At 60.7% G+C, this 19,183-nt stretch carries 19 protein-coding genes; 11 read left to right on the top strand and 8 right to left on the bottom strand.

All coding sequences use genetic code 11. The annotated features are described in order from the left end of the window. Window positions 1-339: 339 nt before the first annotated feature. The 4 genes from PGH32_RS11785 (at window position 340) to sixA (ending at window position 4,932) form a co-directional block, all read left to right on the top strand. The gene (locus PGH32_RS11785; protein WP_314420884.1) at window positions 340-636 is read left to right on the top strand and encodes a YfcZ/YiiS family protein; all 297 of its coding nucleotides are present in this window, start codon (window positions 340-342) and stop codon (window positions 634-636) included. A 176-nt stretch (window positions 637-812) separates the two neighbouring features. Continuing rightward, window positions 813-2,123 (top strand): acetyl-CoA C-acyltransferase FadI, encoded by a 1,311-nt coding sequence (gene fadI / locus PGH32_RS11780; protein WP_337894109.1) that lies wholly within the window; start codon window positions 813-815, stop codon window positions 2,121-2,123. Further along, a complete protein-coding gene (gene fadJ / locus PGH32_RS11775) occupies window positions 2,123-4,279 on the top strand; it encodes a fatty acid oxidation complex subunit alpha FadJ (protein ID WP_314420880.1) in 2,157 nt (718 codons plus the stop codon). Before fadI ends, fadJ begins: the two co-directional genes overlap by 1 nt. Before the next feature lie 170 nt (window positions 4,280-4,449). After that, complete coding sequence (gene sixA / locus PGH32_RS11770; RefSeq protein WP_314420879.1) at window positions 4,450-4,932, top strand: phosphohistidine phosphatase SixA; 483 nt, start codon at window positions 4,450-4,452, stop codon at window positions 4,930-4,932. Between the two features lie 102 nt (window positions 4,933-5,034). Here the strand turns inward: sixA and smrB are convergent, their stop codons facing one another. Continuing rightward, window positions 5,035-5,586 (bottom strand): endonuclease SmrB, encoded by a 552-nt coding sequence (smrB, locus tag PGH32_RS11765; protein WP_314420877.1) that lies wholly within the window; start codon window positions 5,584-5,586, stop codon window positions 5,035-5,037. 201 nt (window positions 5,587-5,787) lie between these two features. On the opposite strand from smrB, the gene prmB reads away from it, so the two are divergent. Genes prmB through PGH32_RS11745 form a run of 4 tightly spaced genes read left to right on the top strand, consistent with a single transcriptional unit; the run spans window position 5,788 to window position 9,492 of the window. Next, window positions 5,788-6,720 (top strand): 50S ribosomal protein L3 N(5)-glutamine methyltransferase, encoded by a 933-nt coding sequence (gene prmB, locus PGH32_RS11760; RefSeq protein WP_123335339.1) that lies wholly within the window; start codon window positions 5,788-5,790, stop codon window positions 6,718-6,720. Window positions 6,721-6,746: 26 nt separating this feature from the next. Further along, window positions 6,747-7,832 carry a chorismate synthase gene (gene aroC / locus PGH32_RS11755; protein WP_314420876.1) on the top strand — a complete coding sequence of 362 codons (1,086 nt, stop codon included), beginning with the start codon at window positions 6,747-6,749 and terminating at the stop codon, window positions 7,830-7,832. Window positions 7,833-7,837: 5 nt separating this feature from the next. After that, entirely contained in the window at window positions 7,838-8,662 is an 825-nt protein-coding gene (mepA, locus tag PGH32_RS11750; protein WP_337894108.1) for a penicillin-insensitive murein endopeptidase, read from the top strand. Between the two features lie 32 nt (window positions 8,663-8,694). Further along, on the top strand, window positions 8,695-9,492 hold the full coding sequence (locus tag PGH32_RS11745) for a sulfite exporter TauE/SafE family protein (protein ID WP_337894107.1): 798 nt from the start codon (window positions 8,695-8,697) through the stop codon (window positions 9,490-9,492). 111 nt (window positions 9,493-9,603) lie between these two features. On the opposite strand, the gene PGH32_RS11740 is transcribed toward PGH32_RS11745, so the two are convergent. Then, entirely contained in the window at window positions 9,604-10,776 is a 1,173-nt protein-coding gene (locus PGH32_RS11740; protein WP_337894106.1) for a Gfo/Idh/MocA family protein, read from the bottom strand. Window positions 10,777-10,785: 9 nt separating this feature from the next. Next, a complete protein-coding gene (gene iolE / locus PGH32_RS11735; protein ID WP_337894105.1) occupies window positions 10,786-11,679 on the bottom strand; it encodes a myo-inosose-2 dehydratase in 894 nt (297 codons plus the stop codon). A 131-nt stretch (window positions 11,680-11,810) separates the two neighbouring features. On the opposite strand from iolE, the gene PGH32_RS11730 reads away from it, so the two are divergent. From PGH32_RS11730 to PGH32_RS11720, 3 genes are all read left to right on the top strand, one after another. Next, the gene (locus tag PGH32_RS11730; RefSeq protein WP_314420870.1) at window positions 11,811-12,632 is read left to right on the top strand and encodes a helix-turn-helix transcriptional regulator; all 822 of its coding nucleotides are present in this window, start codon (window positions 11,811-11,813) and stop codon (window positions 12,630-12,632) included. Window positions 12,633-12,699: 67 nt separating this feature from the next. Beyond that, on the top strand, window positions 12,700-13,245 hold the full coding sequence (locus PGH32_RS11725) for an elongation factor P hydroxylase (protein ID WP_314420869.1): 546 nt from the start codon (window positions 12,700-12,702) through the stop codon (window positions 13,243-13,245). 34 nt (window positions 13,246-13,279) lie between these two features. After that, the gene (locus tag PGH32_RS11720) at window positions 13,280-13,558 is read left to right on the top strand and encodes a YfcL family protein (RefSeq protein ID WP_314420867.1); all 279 of its coding nucleotides are present in this window, start codon (window positions 13,280-13,282) and stop codon (window positions 13,556-13,558) included. A gap of 40 nt (window positions 13,559-13,598) precedes the next feature. Here PGH32_RS11720 and PGH32_RS11715 read toward each other — a convergent pair whose 3' ends face one another. Genes PGH32_RS11715 through PGH32_RS11695 form a run of 5 tightly spaced genes read right to left on the bottom strand, consistent with a single transcriptional unit; the run spans window position 13,599 to window position 19,171 of the window. Then, complete coding sequence (locus PGH32_RS11715) at window positions 13,599-14,579, bottom strand: XdhC family protein (RefSeq protein ID WP_337894104.1); 981 nt, start codon at window positions 14,577-14,579, stop codon at window positions 13,599-13,601. After that, window positions 14,576-15,160 (bottom strand): nucleotidyltransferase family protein, encoded by a 585-nt coding sequence (locus tag PGH32_RS11710; protein WP_337894103.1) that lies wholly within the window; start codon window positions 15,158-15,160, stop codon window positions 14,576-14,578. The genes PGH32_RS11715 and PGH32_RS11710 overlap by 4 nt, the downstream gene beginning before the upstream one ends. Next, a complete protein-coding gene (locus PGH32_RS11705; protein WP_337894102.1) occupies window positions 15,157-16,452 on the bottom strand; it encodes a c-type cytochrome in 1,296 nt (431 codons plus the stop codon). The genes PGH32_RS11710 and PGH32_RS11705 overlap by 4 nt, the downstream gene beginning before the upstream one ends. Further along, entirely contained in the window at window positions 16,449-18,701 is a 2,253-nt protein-coding gene (locus PGH32_RS11700) for a xanthine dehydrogenase family protein molybdopterin-binding subunit (RefSeq protein ID WP_337894101.1), read from the bottom strand. Before PGH32_RS11700 ends, PGH32_RS11705 begins: the two co-directional genes overlap by 4 nt. Further along, entirely contained in the window at window positions 18,698-19,171 is a 474-nt protein-coding gene (locus PGH32_RS11695; protein WP_337894100.1) for a (2Fe-2S)-binding protein, read from the bottom strand. Before PGH32_RS11695 ends, PGH32_RS11700 begins: the two co-directional genes overlap by 4 nt. Window positions 19,172-19,183: the final 12 nt, after the last annotated feature.

Here is a 19,183-nt window from a genome sequence, read left to right as displayed (position 1 = left end):
TTACCTGAAGTAACAAGGGATCGCGGATTGTAGGGACTGACTGACGGGCAACAAATCAGACCAGTGGCCCAAGTATAGGTCCGACCTGTACAGATGTTGCAATAATGTTTTCGACTTATTTCCAAAATGATGCAAGAAAAGAGATCTGCCTAACAAAAACTTACAGGCTGAAATTTCGCACATCGCTTCAGATTGCGGTGGATCAAATATTAGTGTGATTTTCATCACTTAACGGCCTCATTTCGCGCACCTGCTGGAGCCAGAAAAGCGTCAGGCGTAAAATGGATTTAGTCTTAAATTAACCCGCCGCTCTCCTGTAGCGGCAAGCCGGAGGATGAAATGACCGATGCGATTAACCGCTGCAGTGCCAGCGAAACGGCAGCCTGTTGCTGCGTCGATGTGGGCACCGTAATGGATAACACCGACTGTACGGCGACCTACAGCCGTACTTTCACCAGCCGTAGCGAAGCTGAAGCGATGCTTGCGTCGCTGTCGGCGAAAGCGCGTGAGGTTGAGTCCGATCCCTGCGTAATTGAGAGTGCATTGACCGAAACGCCGGAAGGGGTGGTGCTCGACTGCAGCTTTACCTTCTGTTGCCAGGCCGAAACGCTGATCTTCCAGCTTGGTTTGCGCTAATCTTCCTGCCCGTCCGTGCTGACAGGCTGTGGGGAGTGCCATGCTCCCCATAAACCGTGTTTTCTCTCGCATTTTTTTCTTCCCGTCGTAGCGCCCCGTCTTATTCTGGTTAACACTGAGGAGGTCAGACCTCTTTGGCAGTGATGCCGTCCTTCGACACTAAACAGGTGATAACCATGAGCAAAGCGCTACCTTTGCTGACGCGCCAGGGCGACCGTATCGCCATTACTCACGGACTGCGCACGCCCTTCGCTAAGCAGGCAACGGCCTTCCACGGCATCCCTGCGCTGGAGCTGGGAAGAATGGTGGTCAGCGAACTGCTGGCCCGCAGTGAAATTCCCGCCGAGGTGATTGAACAGCTGGTATTCGGTCAGGTGGTGCAGATGCCGGAAGCGCCGAACATTGCCAGGGAAATCGTGCTGGCCAGCGGGTTGAGCGTCCATACCGATGCGTACAGCGTCAGCCGCGCCTGCGCCACCAGTTTTCAGGCGGTGGCGAACGTGGCGGAAAGCCTGATGGCGGGCAGCATTCAGGCGGGGATTGCCGGCGGCGCGGACTCGTCCTCGGTACTGCCGATTGGCGTCAGCCGCAAGCTGGCAAGAACGCTGGTGGATCTCAACAAGGCGCGTACCCTGTCGCAAAAACTTAAACTGTTCAGCCAGCTTCGCCCGCGCGATCTTCTCCCGGTGCCGCCGGCAGTCGCTGAGTACTCCACCGGGCTGCGAATGGGGGATACCGCCGAACAGATGGCAAAAAGTCACGGCATCAGCCGCGAGCAGCAGGACGCGCTGGCGCATCGCTCCCATCAGCGCGCGGCCCGTGCCTGGCAGCAGGGTCTGCTGAATCAGGAGGTGATGACCGCTTTTGTGCCGCCGTGGCGCGCCGCGCTGGAGCAGGACAATAACGTTCGCCCTGACTCAAAGCCGGAAGACTATGCGCGCCTGCGACCGGCGTTCGATCGCCGCCACGGTACGGTGACCGCCGCCAACAGCACGCCGCTCACCGACGGCGCGGCGGCGGTGATCCTGATGACCGAATCCCGCGCCCGCGAACTCGGCATTACCCCGCTGGGCTATCTGCGCAGCTATGCCTTTACCGCGATTGGCGTGCGTGAGGATATGCTGCTCGGTCCGGCGTGGTCTTCACCGCTGGCGCTGGAGCGGGCGGGCATTACCCTCAGCGATTTGACGCTGATCGACATGCATGAGGCGTTTGCTGCGCAGACCCTCGCCAACCTTAAAATGTTCGCCGACGAGCGTTTTGCCCGCGAGGTGCTGAATCGTCCGCACGCGCTGGGCGAGGTTAATCAGGAGATATTCAACGTGCTGGGCGGTTCCATCGCCTACGGCCACCCGTTTGCGGCGACCGGGGCGCGGATGATTACCCAGACGCTGAACGAGCTGCGTCGTCGCGGCGGCGGTCTGGGGCTGGTGACCGCCTGTGCGGCGGGTGGTCTTGGCGCGGCAATGGTTCTGGAGGCGGAATAATGGAACAGATATCTGCATTTACCCTGACGATGCGGCTGGATAACGTCGGGGTGATCACCATCGACGTCCCGGGCGAGAAGATGAACACCCTTAAGGCAGAATTTGCCGGCGAGATCCGCAGCGTGCTGCAGCGCGCCTGCGCCAATCCTCAACTGGCCGGTCTGGTCATCGTCTCCGGTAAGGCTGACTCGTTTATTGCCGGTGCGGACATCGCGATGATCGCCGCCTGTGACAGCGCGCAGCAGGCGGAAAAGCTGGCGCGGCAGGGGCAGAAAGTGATGGCCGAAATCGCGGCTTTACCGGTGCCGGTGGTGGCGGCGATCCACGGCGCGTGTCTCGGAGGCGGCCTTGAACTGGCGCTGGCCTGTCATCACCGCGTCTGCACCCTTGATGATAAAACCCGCCTGGGGCTGCCCGAGGTTCAGCTGGGATTACTGCCGGGATCCGGCGGTACGCAGCGGCTGCCAAGGCTGATCGGTGCCTCGGTGGCGCTGGATATGATCCTGAGCGGGAAAACCCTGCGCGCGCGGCAGGCGTTGAAGTGCGGCCTGGTGGATGAAGCCGTTCCGCACGCTATCCTGCTTGAAACGGCGGTAAAGACGGTGCTGAAAGCCCGCGAGGTAAGAAAACCGCTGCCGCTGCGCGAGCGTCTGCTGACCGGCCCGGCGGGCAGGGCGCTGCTGTTTACCCTGGCAAAACGCCGCGCTCAGGCAAAGACCCACGGCAACTATCCCGCGGTGGATAAAATCCTGACGGTGGTGCGCCAGGGTCTGGAGCAGGGCACCGGCAGCGGCTACGAGGCGGAAGCTCGTGCTTTTGGCGAGCTGGCGATGACGCCGGAGTCTGCCGCGCTGCGCGGGCTGTTTTTTGCCACTACCGCGCTAAAGAAAGATCCGGGAGCAGGGCAGGAACCGCTTGCGCTGCGCAGCATTGGCGTACTGGGCGGTGGGCTGATGGGCGGCGGTATCGCCTGCGTGACCGCCACCCGCGCCGGGCTGCCGGTGCGCATCAAGGATGTCAATGTGCAGGGGATAAACCACGCGCTGAAAACCAGCTGGCAGGTATTAAGCAAAGCGGTTAAGCGCCGGCACCTGACGGAGTCTGGCAGACAGCAGCAAATGGCGCTGATTACCGGCGGCACCGACTATCAGGGCTTCAGCCAGCGGGAGGTGATTATTGAAGCCGTGTTCGAAGACCTGGCGCTCAAGCAAAAAATGGTGGCGGAAGTCGAGGCCCACTGTGGACCCCGGACGATTTTTGCTTCCAACACCTCTTCGCTGCCGATTGCCGATATCGCTGCCCACGCGCAGCGCCCGGAAAACGTGATCGGCCTGCACTACTTCAGCCCGCCGGAAAAAATGCCGCTGGTCGAAGTGATCCCGCATGCGGGCACCGGCGATGTGACCGTGGCAACGGCGGTAGCGCTGGCGAAGAAACAGGGAAAAACGGCGATTGTGGTCGCGGATAAAGCCGGTTTTTACGTCAACCGTATCCTCGCGCCTTACGTTATTGAAGCGATGCACTGCCTGCTTGCCGGTGAACCAATCGAAGCGATCGACGATGCGCTGGTCCGGTTTGGTTTCCCGGTCGGGCCGGTGCAGCTGCTGGACGAGGTGGGCATTGATGTCGGCACGCATATTATGCCGGTGCTGGAAAAGGCCTGGGGGGAACGCTTCGCGCTGCCTGAAGAACTGGACGCGGTACTTAATGATAACCGCAAGGGGCGTAAAAACGGGCGCGGCTTTTATCTTTACGGTAAGCGCCCGGGCACGAAGAAAAAGGCTGACGCTGAAATCTACCGTCTGCTGAGGCTGACGCCAAAACCTTGTCTTAGCGCACAAGATGTTGCCACCCGTTGTGTGATGATGATGCTTAACGAGGCCGCCCGCGCCCTGGACGAACGGGTCGTTCGCAGCCCGCGGGATGGGGATATCGGCGCGGTATTCGGTATTGGCTTCCCACCGTTCCTCGGCGGTCCGTTCCGCTATATGGACCGGATAGGAATTGCTCAGGTTGTCGCTACCCTTGAGCAGCTGGCGCAGCGATTTGGTCCGCGCTTCGCGCCCTGTGAAGGGTTGAAAAAAATGATGGAAGAACAGAAAACCTTCTACGGACCGGATGTTACGCTGGATAGCGGCGGCGATTCAGCGAGTTAATTCTGACCAGAAAGTAGGTTGCTCTGTCGGGGTGTTATACCGGTCGCTCACTAAGTAAACAATCGGTTGACTATACTAAAGGCATTAGGTACAACACACCGTTCATTCTCTGAATGAAGAGTCGGTGGCGTTGTACCTCCGGCGTTTTTGTTTAACAACAGCGGTGCTATATGCAAGTTTTTATAATGCGTCACGGTGATGCGGCTCTGGATGCAGCCAGTGATTCAGTAAGACCTCTGACCCACTGCGGCTGTGATGAGTCCCGTCAAATGGCGGCCTGGCTTAACGGTCAGTCTGTGGATATTGAACGCGTGCTGGTCAGTCCTTACCTGCGGGCAAGGCAGACTCTGAATACGGTGCGTGAAGCGCTGAACCTGCCGTCAGGTGAAGAGGTCCTGCCTGAACTGACGCCCGGCGGCGATCCCGCTCAGGTGGCGTGCTATCTGCAGGTTCTGGCTAACAAGGGCGTGAAATCGGCGCTGGTGATTTCGCACCTGCCGCTGGTGGGGTATCTGGTTGCCGAGCTCTGCCCGCAGGAAGCGCCGCCGATGTTTTCCACCTCCGCCATTGCCTGCGTGGATTTCGATCCTGACAGCGCCCAGGGCAAACTTGAGTGGCAGGTTTCTCCAGCCAAACTCGCCAAAGCTATCTAGATCAGGCTCCGGGTCGACCTCGTTCTGCGGTCGGCCCATATTGCACTCCTGCCTGTTCATCTCTTGCGCCAGCGCTGCGTCCGCAATCAATTCTGATGCTTTTTAGGGCAGTTCCGGCGGCGCCCACTCTTCAACTTCAATCAGCACCAGCAGGGCCGCATCGCCACCGAACAGCTTTGGCGCCTGATGAAACGCCGTGACCCACGGATGCTGAGCCAGCCACAGCGGCGTCTGCTGCTTCAGAATATGTTTGCCGTGCCCGTGCATTACGCTGGCGCAAAAAATATGCTCGCGCCGACAGGCGGCAATCAGCGCACCGAGCTCCTGCTTGGCCTGCTGCTGGGTTAACCCGTGCAGGTCGAGAAAAATTTCCGGTGTATAGTCGCCGCGCCGCAGCTTCTTCAGCTCGTAGTGGCTGACGTCGGCACGCACGTAGCGCACCGGGCCTTCATTGGCCAGCAGCGGCTGGAATTCATCGGAAAAGTAGTGGCTGGCATCCATCTGCTCGGACAGCAGGCGTTTTTGCGGCACTTCGCTGACTTTTTTACGCGGCGGTTTATGAACGATGGTGTCCTGCGCCAGCTTGCGCGTTCCGGTCATCAGCCCGCGAAACAGCGCCTGGTCCTCCACGCTCAGTTTCTCTTTTTTACTCATCTCAACTCACCGCTTGTTCTCAGAATGACGCGGGCATCAGGCCTGCATTCAGCATCATCATAATGTTTTCTGCCGTCAGTCTACCTTTTCTTCCGCCTGGCACTAAACAAATCTCAGCTTTTTCATCCCCTCGCGCTGAATTATCTGCGTCTTCGTGGCAAACTAGCGCCCGGGTTTAACGAACGGCCTGCGGAGGGCACTTTGGACAAAATTTTCGTCGATGAAGCAGTGAATGAACTGCACACCATTCAGGATATGTTGCGCTGGTCGGTCAGCCGCTTTTCTGCTGCTGATATCTGGTACGGCCACGGCACCGACAATCCCTGGGACGAAGCCGTTCAGCTGGTGCTGCCAACGCTCTACCTGCCGCTGGATATCCCGGAAGATATGCACACCGCGCGCCTGACCTCCAGCGAGCGTCACCGTATCGTTGAGCGGGTGATCCGCCGCGTTAACGAGCGCATTCCGGTTGCCTATCTGACCAATAAAGCGTGGTTCTGCGGCCATGAATTTTACGTTGATGAGCGCGTGCTGGTGCCGCGTTCGCCGGTGGGTGAACTGATCAATAACCGTTTCGACGGCATCATCAGCGACGAGCCGCGCCATATTCTGGACATGTGCACCGGCAGCGGCTGCATCGCGATAGCCTGTGCCTACGCCTTCCCGGAAGCGGAAGTGGATGCGGTTGATATCTCCACCGATGCGCTGGCGGTCACCGAGCAGAACATCAGCGCTCACGGTCTTGACCAGCACGTCACGCCGATCCGCGCCGATCTGTTCCGCGGCCTGCCGGAAACGCAGTACGATCTGATCGTCACCAATCCGCCGTACGTGGATGCGGACGATATGGACGATCTGCCCGATGAATATCGTCACGAGCCGGAGCTGGGCCTGGCGGCGGGGCGCGATGGCCTGAAGCTGGTGCGTCGTATTCTGGCCTGCGCGCCAAACTATCTGAGCGATGACGGCGTGCTGATCTGCGAAGTGGGTAACAGCATGGTGCATATGATCGAACAGTACCCGGATGTGCCTTTCACCTGGCTGGAGTTCGATAACGGTGGTGACGGCGTATTTATGCTGACCAAACAGCAGATTATCGATGCCCAGCATCACTTCAAAATGTTCAAAGACTAATTAGAAAAACAGATCGAGGAGCCAGTATGGCGGGTAATACCATTGGACAAGTATTTCGGGTAACGACGTTTGGCGAATCTCACGGTATCGCCCTCGGCTGTATCGTTGACGGCGTGCCGCCGGGCATTCCCTTGACCGAAGCCGATTTGCAGCACGATCTCGACCGTCGCCGCCCTGGCACCTCGCGCTACACCACCCAGCGCCGCGAACCGGATCGGGTCAAAATCCTTTCCGGCGTGTTTGAAGGCCGCACCACCGGTACCAGCATTGGGCTGCTGATCGAGAACACCGACCAGCGTTCACAGGATTACGGCACGATCAAAGATCTGTTCCGCCCTGGCCATGCCGATTACACCTACGATCAAAAATACGGCTTCCGCGACTATCGTGGCGGCGGCCGTTCATCCGCCCGTGAAACCGCCATGCGCGTTGCGGCGGGGGCGATTGCCAAAAAATATCTGGAAATGAAGCACGGTATTCAGGTGCGCGGCTACCTGGCGCAGATCGGCGACGTGGCCTGCGAACTGAAGGACTGGGATCAGGTTGAGCAGAACCCGTTCTTCTGCCCGGATCCGGACAAAATCGAGGCGCTGGACGAACTGATGCGCGGCCTGAAAAAAGAGGGCGACTCGATTGGTGCGAAAATCACGGTGATGGCGGAGCGGGTTCCGGTCGGCCTTGGTGAACCGGTCTTCGATCGCCTGGACGCCGACCTGGCGCACGCGCTGATGAGCATCAACGCTGTGAAGGGCATTGAAATCGGTGACGGTTTCGCGGTGGTTAACCAGCGTGGCAGCCAGCACCGTGATGAAATCCGCGCCAGCGGCTTCCAGAGCAACCACGCGGGCGGCATTCTCGGCGGCATCAGCAGCGGCCAGACCATTATTGCGCACCTTGCGATGAAACCCACTTCCAGCATCACCGTACCGGGCCAGACCATTACCCGCAGCGGCGAAGAAGTGGAAATGATCACTAAAGGCCGTCACGATCCCTGCGTGGGCATTCGTGCGGTGCCGATTGCCGAAGCGATGATGGCGATTGTGCTGATGGATCACCTGCTGCGCCATCGCGCGCAGAACGCTGACGTTCACACCGATATCCCACGCTGGTAACGACGATGAAAAAGACGCTGCTTCTGCTGTGTACCCTGCTGGTTTCTGCCGCATCCGTGGCGGCCACGCCGTGGCAGACAATTCGCCAGCCGATAAGCGGTGCGCCGCAGTCGATTGGCGCGTTTTCTAACGGCTGCATTATCGGCGCTCAGGCGCTGCCGCTGGAGGCACCGGGCTATCAGGTGATGCGCACCGATCAGCGTCGTTATTTCGGTCATCCCGATCTGATCGCCTTTATCCAGCGCCTCAGTACGCGTACCACCCAGCTGGGTCTGGGCGAAGTGCTGGTGGGGGATATGGGCATGGCGGCCGGCGGGCGCTTCAGCAGCGGCCACGCCAGCCACCAGTCCGGTCTGGACGTGGATATCTGGCTCCAGCTGCCGAAGCAGCGCTGGACGCAGCAGATGCTGCTGAAGCCGCAGCCGCTGGATCTGGTCAGCGCCGACGGTAAAAACGTCGTTGCGCGCCACTGGCAGCCGCAGATCGACAGCCTGATCAAGCTGGCGGCGAAGGATAATGACGTGACGCGTATCTTCGTCAACCCGGCGATCAAAAAGCAGCTGTGCGCCGATGCCGGCGCCGATCGCGACTGGCTGCGCAAGGTGCGTCCGTGGTTCCAGCATCGTGCGCATATGCACGTGCGCCTGCGCTGCCCGGCGGGCAGCCTGCAGTGTGAGGATCAGCCGCTGCCGCCTGCGGGCGATGGCTGCGGAGCCGAGCTGCAAAGCTGGTTTGCTCCGCCGAAACCGGGTACCACCCCGCCGGTAAAACGCGAGCCGCCACCGTTGCCGCAGGCCTGTCAGGCGCTGCTGGATCGGCATTTGCTCTGATCGCCGTTACATTCAGGATCTAAGGAACTCAGATGGAGTGGTTTGCCGTTGCCCCGTGGTTACTGGGGGTGCTGTTTCTGGTGGCATTGCTTGCCGGTTTTATTGACTCAATCGCCGGGGGCGGTGGGTTACTGACCGTGCCGGCACTGCTCGCTGCCGGGCTGTCTCCGGCGCAGGCGCTGGCCACCAACAAGCTGCAGTCCGTCGGCGGCTCGTTCTCCGCCAGCCTCTATTTTATTCGCCGTAAGGCGGTGGATCTGCGCGAGCAGAAGCTGAATATCGCCCTGACGTTTCTGGGTTCGATCTGCGGTGCGCTGCTGGTGCAGCACGTCAAGGGCGACATTCTGCGCCAGCTGCTGCCGCTGCTGGTGATTGCCATTGGTCTGTACTTCCTGCTGATGCCGCGCATTGGCGAAGAGGATCGTCATCGTCGCCTGCACGGCCTGCCGTTTGCGCTGGTCGCCGGGGGCTGCGTCGGTTTCTATGACGGCTTCTTCGGGCCAGGAGCCGGGTCGTTTTACGCGCTGGCGTTCGTCACCCTGTGCGGTTACAACCTCGCGAAATCCACCGCGCATGCCAAAATGCTGAACTTCACCTCGAATCTTGGCGGCCTGCTGCTGTTTATGCTCGGCGGTAAGGTGGTGTGGGGCGTGGGCGTGGTGATGCTGGCGGGACAGGTGTGCGGCGCGCGCCTCGGTGCCAGAATGGTGCTGAGCAAGGGCCAGACGCTGATTCGCCCAATGATCGTCATTGTTTCCGCGGTGATGAGCGCCAAACTGCTGTTTGACAGCCACGGTGCGGAAATTATTGCGTGGTTCCACGCGCTGTAAGCGGCGCGTCATTCTCCTGCCGGATACGAAAAAATCAGGCGCTACCCCCTACGATTAAGCAAAATTTAACCGTCGTAGCGCCTGACAAAGCATCCGCTTTCCTTCTGAGATTCAGCCCCGGCTGACGTTGACCCAGCGGCGCTGATCCATTGAATCCTCAATCGCCTGCAGGATCCGCTGGTTCTCCCAGCCAAAAGCAAAGTTGGGGTAGCAGTCGTCATCGCGGCAGATGCCCTGTACCAGATCGTGCACTTCCAGCACCTTCACGTCGAAGTAGCCCAGCCCGCCGCCGCCGAAATCAAAGCCAAAGAAGGCGAAATAGGACGGGATCTGGCTACCGGCATACAGGGTTTTAAAGCCGCGATCGCGCTTGTCGTCGTTAAAGCGGAACACCTGCAGCTCGTTAAAACGCTCGCCGTCCATATACAGCGTGCCCTCGGTGCCGGAAACTTCCCAGTAGACGCCAAAAATACGCCCGGCGGCGATGCGCGAGGATTCAATCACCCCGGCGGCACCGCTGTCGAAGGTGACCAGGCACTGCATCTGGTCATCGTTCTCCACCTCGCGGCGCTCGGCGTTGGCCTCAACCTTGCTGGCATAGCCGCTGTCGACGCCCGGCACCGGGCGGGTTTTCAGATGGGTCTGGCCGCTGGCGCAGACTTCGCTCACGCCGCCCATCAGATACTGCGCCACCGACAGCGTGTGCGCGCCCAAATCGCCGAGCGAGCCTGAACCGGCCAGCTCCTTCGAGCAGCGCCAGGACCACGGCAGTTCAGGATCGTTATAGAAGCCCTGGTCGAAGGTGCCACGGAAGCGCACCGGCGTGCCGATTTCGCCGCGTTCAATCAGCTGTTTTGCCAGCTGCGCCGCCGGGGTTTTAATGTTGTTAAAGGCCACCATGGTTTTCACCCCGGCTTTACGCGCGGCTTCCGCCATCTCCCGCGCCTGCGGCTCGGTGACGGCCAGCGGCTTCTCGCAGTAAACGTGTTTACCGGCGGCAATCGCCTCCAGCGCCATCTGATGGTGCAGATGGTTTGGCGAGGTGATATCAATCACGTCGATGTTCGGATCCTGCAGCATTTCGCGCCAGTCGCCGAACGCGTGCAGCGCGCCAAAGCGTTTCGCCGCCTGTTCAGCCATCGACTGATTTTGATCGGCAATGGCGTACAGCACCGGCGTTTTCGGCAGGTTGGGGTAGAGCAGCGCGGCGCGGCGAATCGCATCGGCATGCGCCTGGCCCATAAAACCGGAGCCGATAAGACCAATATTCAGCGTGTCAGACATGATGATTCCTTACAGCGAGAAGAGGGAGTTAACGTGGGTAAAGGCGCGCGTCACCGTCGGTACCGGTGGCGCTTTCAGCGGATCCTGCTCGGCTTCCACAATCAGCCAGCCGCGATAGCCGCTGCCGTTGACGTAGTCGACCACCGGCTGATAGTCGATATAGCCGTCGCCCGGCACGGTAAACATGCCGCCGCGCACGCCCTCGTTGAAGCTTTGATCCTGCGCGTAGACCTGTGCCATGCGCTCGCGGCGGATATCCTTCAGGTGGATATGGCAGATACGGCTGCCGAAGCGGCTAATCAGCGCGTTCAGATCGCTGCCTGCAGCCACCGCGTGGCCGGTATCCAGCAGCATACCGACGTCGTCAGCGGTGGCGGAGAAGAAGCGCTCGATCTCATCCTGGTGCTCAACCAGCATCATCAGATGGTGATGGTAGGCCAGCTTCAGGCCGTACTCCTGATACAGCACCGAAGAGAACTCGCTCATCCGCCGCGCATAGGCATCAAAATCGATGGCGCTGAGCGCAGGTGAGTGCGAGATACCGATATCCAGCGGCGTCTCCCCCGGCATCCCGCTGCACTCGCCGTACACCATCACCCCGCAGCCGAGGCCGCTCAGCAGACGGGCGTGATCGGCCACGTTGCGTAATTCCTGTTCCACGCTGATGTCCGCCAGCGTGCCGGAGAACCATCCGGAGGCCAGCGACAGGCCGGTTTCCTGCAGCAGCGGCTGAAGAGTGGCGACTTCACGAGGGAACTTACGCCCCAGCTCAATCCCCTGATAGCCGATAGCGGCGGCCTCCTGCATGCACTGCAGGGCCGAGACGTTATCGCCCAGGTCTTCCAGCACGTCGTTGGTCCATGCCAGCGGGCTGACGCCAAGTTGAACATTGGTGTTGCTCATCATTTCTCCTGTCTGAAATCAAAGTTTGATCCGCGTCGCAAAATCAGCGGCTGCATCAGCGTTGAGATTGCATTAGCCGCCATCCGGCTGAAGATGGGGGAAAAGATAGCCTGACAGGCCCGGGAGGGTACATGACCAGAGTAGTGAGAAAAATATCTGAAATCACACTGCCGGTTGCACCGACGGAAGGATATTTTGGTCTGTCGCGCTACGGTGCGGGGGAAACGCACGGGCCACGCGTGCAGCGCGGCATCCAGTTTATCGCCATGCTGAGCGGTAGCGTAACCATTGAAATTGACGACCGGACGCAGCAGCTGCTGCCAGGAATGCTGGCGCTGCTGCTGCCCGGCCAGCGCGAGTTCTTTCGCTTCGATCCCGCCGGGCCCAGCGAACATATCTGGTGCCAGCTGGATTTTGCCGCGCTGCCGGGAGATTTTAACCGTGACCTGCAGCCTCTGCCGCCGACGATTGTGTTTGATAACCAGGTGGAACAGCTGATGGAGCTGGGCATGAGCCTGGCCGCACAGCCCGCCGGTGCCGCTCGTGCGCTGATCTCGCTGGCGGAAACGCTGCTCTACTATTATGCCTCGCGCGGCGGCGGCCCGCAGGGCGACTCGCTACAAACCATGCCGAAAGGGGTACGTGAAGCCTGTAAATATATTGCCATGCGCTATCAGCATCCGCTGGCGCTGGAGGATATTGCCGCACAGGCGCACTGCTCGGTTAATCACCTCATTGCGCTGTTTCGCCGCCATTTGCACCAGACTCCGGCACGCTACCTGCGCGACGTACGCCTTCGCCATGCCGGTCGCCAGCTGATCCACAGCGAGCTGCCGGTCGCGCTGATTGCCGAGCAGTGCGGATTTGTTTCGCCGTTCCATTTTTCGCGCGCCTTCAAGGAGCATTACGGGCTGGCGCCGCTGGCCTTTCGCCGCCAGTCGCAGACGCTGTAATAGTGCTCGTAACCGGGCTGACATAATGCGACAATTGCGCGTTTTTTTACTTTGACGACAAACAGCTATGAGCACGCAACACCACTATCAGCAGCTGATTGAGATCTTCGATCGCTGCTTTGTTGATGATTTTCAAACCCGCCTGATTAAAGGCGACGATGAGCCGATCTATCTGCCGGCAGACGATACATCCCCATGGAACCGGGTGGTGTTTGCCCACGGCTATTATGCCAGCGGGCTGCACGAAATTTCGCACTGGTGTATTGCCGGGGCCGAGCGCCGCAAGCTGGTGGATTTTGGCTACTGGTACTGCCCGGACGGGCGTGATGCCACTACTCAGGCGCAGTTCGAAGCCGCGGAGATTAAACCGCAGGCGCTGGAGTGGCTGTTTTCTGTTGCGGCGGGCTTTCCGTTCAACGTAAGCTGTGACAATCTTGAAGGAGATTGTGAGCCAGATCGCATTGCTTTTCAGCGCAAGGTCCATGCGCAGGTAATGGCTTATCTGGAACAGGGCATCCCCGCCCGCCCGGCGCGTCTGATTGCCGAACTCCGCTCGTTTTATACTACCCCACCGCTGACTGCAGAACATTTTCCGTGGCCGGAAGATTTGTAATGCGCGTGGAGCGAATTGCCTACAGAGGAATGATATGATCGATGAATTCGAGGCGCGTATTCTGGGCCTGATTGATGACATGGTAGAGCACGCCAGCGACGACGAGCTGTTTGCCAGCGGCTATCTGCGCGGCCATCTGACCGTGGCGGTGGCTGAAATTGAACTCTCCGGCGACCATACGCCCGAAGCGTTGCAGGCCCACGTTCAGCAGAGCCTGGAAAATACCATTCAGTCCGAACTGTCGCCGCGCGATCAGGCGCTGGTGATCGGCATGTGGGAAAATCTGTTCAGTCAGGCACGTCAGCCTTCCTGACGTGCCGTGACGTGTAGGCCACCGCGGTGGGTGACAATCCTTACCGCGGTGGCTGAGAATTCCCTGCTGCACCGTTCTTAACTCGTACAATATCGGCAATTATTGCCAGCGCGATTTCAGCCGGGGTTTTGCTGCCGATAGCCAGGCCGACCGGGCCGTGGATACGCGCCAGCTGTATTTCATCCAGGTCCGCAACGCTCCTCAGCCGATCCCGGCGCTTTTCACTGTTGCGCCACGAACCCAGCGCCCCGATGTAAAAAGCCGGTGTCCGGCAGGCCTCCATCAGCGTCAAATCGTCAATTCGTGCGTCATGCGTCAGGCAAAGTATCGCGCTGTTCGGGGTGCATCCCTGCCGTTCAAGGTAGCGGGCGGGGAAATCCGGCAGCACCGTTGACGCATTGAATGCCGCCCGCAGCGCCTCGCGGTGTTCGCACACCAGCACGGTGAAACCCACCGCGCGGGCAAACTCAATGCAGTATTCCGCCACCGGTGACAGCCCGGCGATAATGATATTTACCGGCGGAGCCAGCCGCAGGCACAGCGTGGTGCCCTGCTGATACACCGCCGGGCCGGGCGTCGGATGAGGGCAGGGTTCCAGCGTCGCGGGCTGGCCGGGTTCCAGCCTTTTTTCCTGCGCAAACTCACCGCGCAGGGCCAGCAGCATACGGTGCAGATAATCCAGGGTTGCGGCCGTAGCCGGCAGGTATTCCACCAGCACCTCAAGACTGCCGCCGCAGGGCAGGGTAATCTCCGTGATATCGCTGCCCGCGCCGTAGCGCACTCGCTGGCTTGGCATGTGATATTCGCCCTGCGCCAGCCGCTGCAGGAAGTGTTCTTCAATGCAGCCGCCGGAAAGTGAACCGCATCCTTCCCCCGTCTGACTGACCGCCATCAGCGCGCCTGGCGAGCGCGGTGCCGACCCCCAGGTATAAAGCACGGTACACAGCCAGAGGTCTTTGTGCTGCCCGGCTTCGCTCAGCGCAAACTCCAGCACCCGGGTATCCGGTGAAAGCATGTTCATCTCTCTCTTTGCCAGTCCATCGGCTCGTCGATGTCCCGCACGCAGCCGGGATCGTTCACCTCAATCAGCAGCGGTGGGTACCGATCCAGAATGCTGTTTGCGCCCGCGTCACCGCTCAGCGCCAGCAGCGACTGGCGCAGCATCCGGCTAAACGCTACCGGGTGCCCTGGCTGCTGGTGCCACACCGGACGCACGGTATCCGCAAACTGCAGTCCCTGAAAGACCCGCATGACGGTCTTCTGCTGCAGCCACGGCATATCGGCGAGCATCACCAGCCAGCCCGTCCACCAGGGGCGATTTGCCACGCCGGCGGCAATTGAACTGCCTAAACCGGGGCTGGCCAGCAGCGTAACCGCACACTGATAGCGTCGCGCAAGGGCGATCATCTCGCGGTCTTCCGGGCGCAGCACCACATTGACCTGCTGGCCCGCGACGGCGGTCGCCAGCTGCAGGTTGCGTTCCAGCAGGGGAAACGGATTGTTATCGGCGGGAGCGGTCTGAAGCTTGTGCTGCCCGCACTGCTGGCGGTAGCGGCGGCTTAACCCTGCCGCCATCAGCAGGATCCCGGTACTGGCAATCATGGCGTGGCCTCGGTTTGTTGGCGAATGAGCTGTACGCGATGGGGCAGGTCCGGCCAGGAAGCGCGCTGGGCCAGATCGGTCCGCAGGTAATTTAGCAATACGGCGATCTGCCGATCGTCCAACTGGTAGCGAAAACCGGGCATGCTGCCCAGCGCTGGCGTGGCCGGATGCGGGATCCCGTCCAGAATCACGCGAATCAGGTTGTCCGGGCTGTCGTTATACAGGTTGCTGTTGAGCATCAGCGAGGGCCGGACGCCGTAGAGCTTTGGGCCCGTATTCTGCGCGTGACAGGCCATGCAGGAGCCGGCGAACTGACGGGCACCGGGCGAGTCCGCCAGCATCATTTGCTGCTCGGCCTGGCGGCTGACTTCGCTGCTGTGGTCCGGCCAGGACGGCTGGAAGCTGGCCAGCCAGGTGGCAATCGCCTGCAGGTCCTTGTCCGGCAGCTGCGACAACCCTTCGGCAATCACCGGCGCCATCGGCCCGGCCGCCACCCCGTGAGAGGGGGCGTAACCCTGACGCATATACTGCACCAGCTGCTGATGGTTCCAGGGAATGGGGGCAGGGGACCGGGCATTCAGCGCCGGAACGTTCCAGCCTTCGGCATTGCCGCCGCTGAGATGATGATGGCCGCCTTTTTCCGCACCGGCCAGATTGCGCGGCGAGTGGCAGGCGCTACAGTGGCCCAGCCCTTCCCCCAGATAGGCTCCCCGATTCCACTCTTCGCTCTGCTGAGGGTTGGCCGGGACAGGCCCGGGCTTCAGGAAAAGCCAGTTCCAGGCGAACATCCCCTGGCGGATATTAAAGGGAAAATGCAGTTCGGTGCGCGGCGGGCGATTTTTCACGGCGGGCTGCGTCATCAGCCAGGCGTAAAGATCCTGCAGATCGTCATCGCGAGCAATGGTAAACGAGGTATAGGGGAAGGCCGGATAGAGGTAATGCCCCTCGCGGTTAATGCCATAGCGCATGGCCCGCTTAAAGGCCGGATAGGACCAGTTACCGATACCGGTTTCAACGTCGGGGGTGATATTGCTGCTGTAGATCGTGCCGAACTGCGTTTCGAACATCATTCCGCCGGCATCGCGCTGCCCGCCGGCACGGGTGTGGCAAACGCTGCAGTCACCCAGCGCTGCCAGCATTTTGCCTCGCGCCACCTGTTCAGCGCTGAACTGGCTGGCCTGCGGGGGAGCGATGGGCACGATCTCAGGCTGCAGGCTGAATATCAGCACTGTGGCTCCGGTGGCCAGCACCAGAGCAAACAGCGAAAGCGTTCTTTTTTTCCAGCGGTTCATTGTTCAGCTCCCTGTAAAATCTGCAGTACCCGCTCCGCGGTAAACGGAGGAGCACGGAATCGCCTTCCTGTGGCGTCAAATAGCGCATTGGCAATCGCTGCCGCACCGGGAACCGAGGCCGACTCCCCCGCGCCCATCGGCGGCTGTTCGGGATAATCCAGCAGCCGGATATCGACCTCCGGCAGTTCATCGAAGCGCAGCAGCGGGTAGCTTCCCCACTCCAGCGAGGTGGTGCCGCGACTATCAAAGGTCGCCGTCTCTTTCAGCACCCGGCTACAACACTGGATAATGTTGCCGTGGACCTGATGGCGGACCCCCGCCGGATTGACCATCTGCCCGCAGTCGTGGCTGACAAACACCTTTTTAATCCGCACTTCGCCGGTGCGGGTATTAACCGTCAGATCGCACACCCACGCCGCCCAGGCCGCCCCGAACCCGGGGAATTTGCTGTGGAAGTAGCGGGCCCAGGCAAAGCCGCGGCCCTGCAGGATTTCGTCCTGCTGCCGCTGGCGGTGGGTTGGCCCGTCCTGCCAGCCGGACAGGTTTTTGACGTCATCAATCAGTGCGACGGCACGCTTGTCGTCCAGCGAGCGTAAACGGAACGCAATGGGGTCCTGCCCGGCACGCCAGGCCACTTCATCCAGCCAGCTTTCATGAGCAAAAACGTTGGGCAGTGCCGAAACGCCGCGCATCCACGAGGCGCGCACCAGCGGTGCGGCATCCTCGCAGACCACTCGCATCTGCGGGAAACGATACTGAGGAATCGCGGAGCGATCCCCCATCGTCTGGACGTTCGGGGTATTTTTAGTTTTCCGGGTTAACAGTAGCGGTAACGTAGTGGCGTTATTGGAGGGATAGCAGGTGAAAAGCTCGTAGCAGGAAACATTCAGGTCTTTGTCCAGGCCGCCGCGAACGCGCATCAGCTGCCCGCTGCCTTTCGGCTCCCACGCGGATTCCTGTTCGCGCATCAGCTGTACGCGTACCGGATGCCCCGTCGCCTGAGACAGCAGCGCGGCATCCGCCGAAACGTCATCGGCGCAGTTACGGCCGTAGCAGCCGGAGGCCTCCATGCGCTTCACCTCAATCCAGCAGGCATCCATTCCCAGCAGCAGCGACAAATCGTGGCGGAGATCGTGCGGGTTCTGCGTACCGGACCAGATCACCGCCTGGCTGGTGGACACGTCGGCCACCGCGCAGGAAGGCCCGATTGAACCGTGCATCTGATAGGGCCAGACGTAATCGGCATCGACCGCGATATGCCGCTCGTTCAGCGCGCCGTCGATACCCGCATCCTCACGCAGCACGCGCGGGTCTTTCGCACAGTTCGCCAGCGTCACCGCCAGCGTATCAGGATCGAGCGGCGGAACCTTCGCCCAGGGCTGCCACTGGACTTTCAGCGCGCGCATGGCGGCGATAGCCTGCTCTTCGCGGCGCGCAACAATACCGATGAAATCATGCTTAACCACCACCTTCACGATCCCCCGCAGGTGCGCAATTGAACTTTCATCGACGGAAATCAGGCTGTAGCCCAGCGGGGCGCTGCTGTCGGTACCGGGATAGGGCGGCCGGATGACGCGGCCATGCAGCATACCCGGCAGGCGTAAATCGTGGATCCAGCTCAGTTTACCGGTGACCTTGGCCGGAATATCCACGCGGGCGACCGACCGGCCGACGTAGCGCGGGCTGCCGGTGTTCAGCGGCGTATTCGGATCGAGCGGCTGATGGCTGTCCTTGTTGCTGGCAAGCTGACCGTAGCTCAGCCGCCGGGATGGCGTGCTGCTGTCCACCACCCAGCCGGATTCGGTGTGCAGCGCCTCTGCCGGCACCTTCATCGCGGCGGCGGCCAGATGGATCAGCTGCTGGCGTAGCTGGCTGGCGGCTTTCCGCAGGGGGATCGCCGTGACCTGTAACGTGGAGCTGGCAATGGTCGGCCCCTGATCGGGCGTCAGAGAGGTATCCCCGAGGATCATCGTCACCGCGCTAAAGTCCACGTCGAGCGCATCGGCTACGTACTGGGCCAGCGCGGTCCGCACGCCGGTGCCGAGGTCGACATGGCCGTTGAATGCGGTCACGCTGCCGTCGGCGGAGAGCGCGATAAAACTGTCCAGCTGGCCCATTGACCGTTCGCTGACCGGGAATACGGAATCGGGCAGACCCGATGCCCGTGCGAAGTGCGGCAGCAGGGCGCTGACGCTGAGGATGCCGCCCGCCTGCAGCAGGCGGCGTCGGGTGAGGGCAAAGGTGTTCATGACGATTGCCCTCCGGCAATAATCGCCCGTGCCTTTTCCGCCGCGCGCAGGATCTCCAGGTGAGTGCCGCAGCGGCAGAGGTTGAAGGCCAGCTCACTTTTAATCTGCTGTTCAGAGGCATTCGGGTGACGGGTAAACAGCGCCACCAGCGTCATAATCATGCCGTTGGTGCAGTAGCCGCACTGCGCGGCCTGTTCGTCAATAAACCCCTGCTGTACCGGATGGAGCTGCGAACCTTCTGCCAGGCCTTCCAGCGTGACAACGCTTTTCCCTGCGACATTGCCGGCAGGGATACTGCAGGAACGTGCGGCCAGCCCGTCAATATGGATGGTGCAGGCGCCGCATTCCCCAACGCCGCAGCCGTATTTGGGACCATTAAGCTGAAAATCATTCCGCAGGATATAGAGCAGGGGAGTATCAGACAGCGCGTCGTCAATCTCGACGCGCCTGCCGTTAAGCGTGAAGTGCATAGCTGAATCATC

Origin of the sequence: Erwinia sp. SLM-02 (assembly GCF_037450285.1) — a bacterium.
Lineage (GTDB): Bacteria > Pseudomonadota > Gammaproteobacteria > Enterobacterales > Enterobacteriaceae > Erwinia.
This window is presented reverse-complemented; position numbering and strand designations above follow the sequence as displayed.

What these genes read in the sequence shown, in the direction of transcription:
- aroC (WP_314420876.1), top strand. Translation starts at nt 6,747, where the DNA reads ATGGCGGGTAATACCATTGGACAAGTATTTCGGGTAACGACGTTTGGC.
- fadJ (WP_314420880.1), top strand. Translation starts at nt 2,123, where the DNA reads ATGGAACAGATATCTGCATTTACCCTGACGATGCGGCTGGATAACGTC.
- PGH32_RS11740 (WP_337894106.1), bottom strand. Translation starts at nt 10,776, where the DNA reads ATGTCTGACACGCTGAATATTGGTCTTATCGGCTCCGGTTTTATGGGC.
- PGH32_RS11710 (WP_337894103.1), bottom strand. Translation starts at nt 15,160, where the DNA reads ATGATTGCCAGTACCGGGATCCTGCTGATGGCGGCAGGGTTAAGCCGC.
- iolE (WP_337894105.1), bottom strand. Translation starts at nt 11,679, where the DNA reads ATGAGCAACACCAATGTTCAACTTGGCGTCAGCCCGCTGGCATGGACC.
- PGH32_RS11720 (WP_314420867.1), top strand. Translation starts at nt 13,280, where the DNA reads ATGATCGATGAATTCGAGGCGCGTATTCTGGGCCTGATTGATGACATG.
- PGH32_RS11730 (WP_314420870.1), top strand. Translation starts at nt 11,811, where the DNA reads ATGACCAGAGTAGTGAGAAAAATATCTGAAATCACACTGCCGGTTGCA.
- PGH32_RS11745 (WP_337894107.1), top strand. Translation starts at nt 8,695, where the DNA reads ATGGAGTGGTTTGCCGTTGCCCCGTGGTTACTGGGGGTGCTGTTTCTG.
- PGH32_RS11695 (WP_337894100.1), bottom strand. Translation starts at nt 19,171, where the DNA reads ATGCACTTCACGCTTAACGGCAGGCGCGTCGAGATTGACGACGCGCTG.
- mepA (WP_337894108.1), top strand. Translation starts at nt 7,838, where the DNA reads ATGAAAAAGACGCTGCTTCTGCTGTGTACCCTGCTGGTTTCTGCCGCA.
- PGH32_RS11715 (WP_337894104.1), bottom strand. Translation starts at nt 14,579, where the DNA reads ATGAACATGCTTTCACCGGATACCCGGGTGCTGGAGTTTGCGCTGAGC.
- PGH32_RS11785 (WP_314420884.1), top strand. Translation starts at nt 340, where the DNA reads ATGACCGATGCGATTAACCGCTGCAGTGCCAGCGAAACGGCAGCCTGT.
- fadI (WP_337894109.1), top strand. Translation starts at nt 813, where the DNA reads ATGAGCAAAGCGCTACCTTTGCTGACGCGCCAGGGCGACCGTATCGCC.
- PGH32_RS11705 (WP_337894102.1), bottom strand. Translation starts at nt 16,452, where the DNA reads ATGAACCGCTGGAAAAAAAGAACGCTTTCGCTGTTTGCTCTGGTGCTG.
- sixA (WP_314420879.1), top strand. Translation starts at nt 4,450, where the DNA reads ATGCAAGTTTTTATAATGCGTCACGGTGATGCGGCTCTGGATGCAGCC.
- smrB (WP_314420877.1), bottom strand. Translation starts at nt 5,586, where the DNA reads ATGAGTAAAAAAGAGAAACTGAGCGTGGAGGACCAGGCGCTGTTTCGC.
- PGH32_RS11725 (WP_314420869.1), top strand. Translation starts at nt 12,700, where the DNA reads ATGAGCACGCAACACCACTATCAGCAGCTGATTGAGATCTTCGATCGC.
- PGH32_RS11700 (WP_337894101.1), bottom strand. Translation starts at nt 18,701, where the DNA reads ATGAACACCTTTGCCCTCACCCGACGCCGCCTGCTGCAGGCGGGCGGC.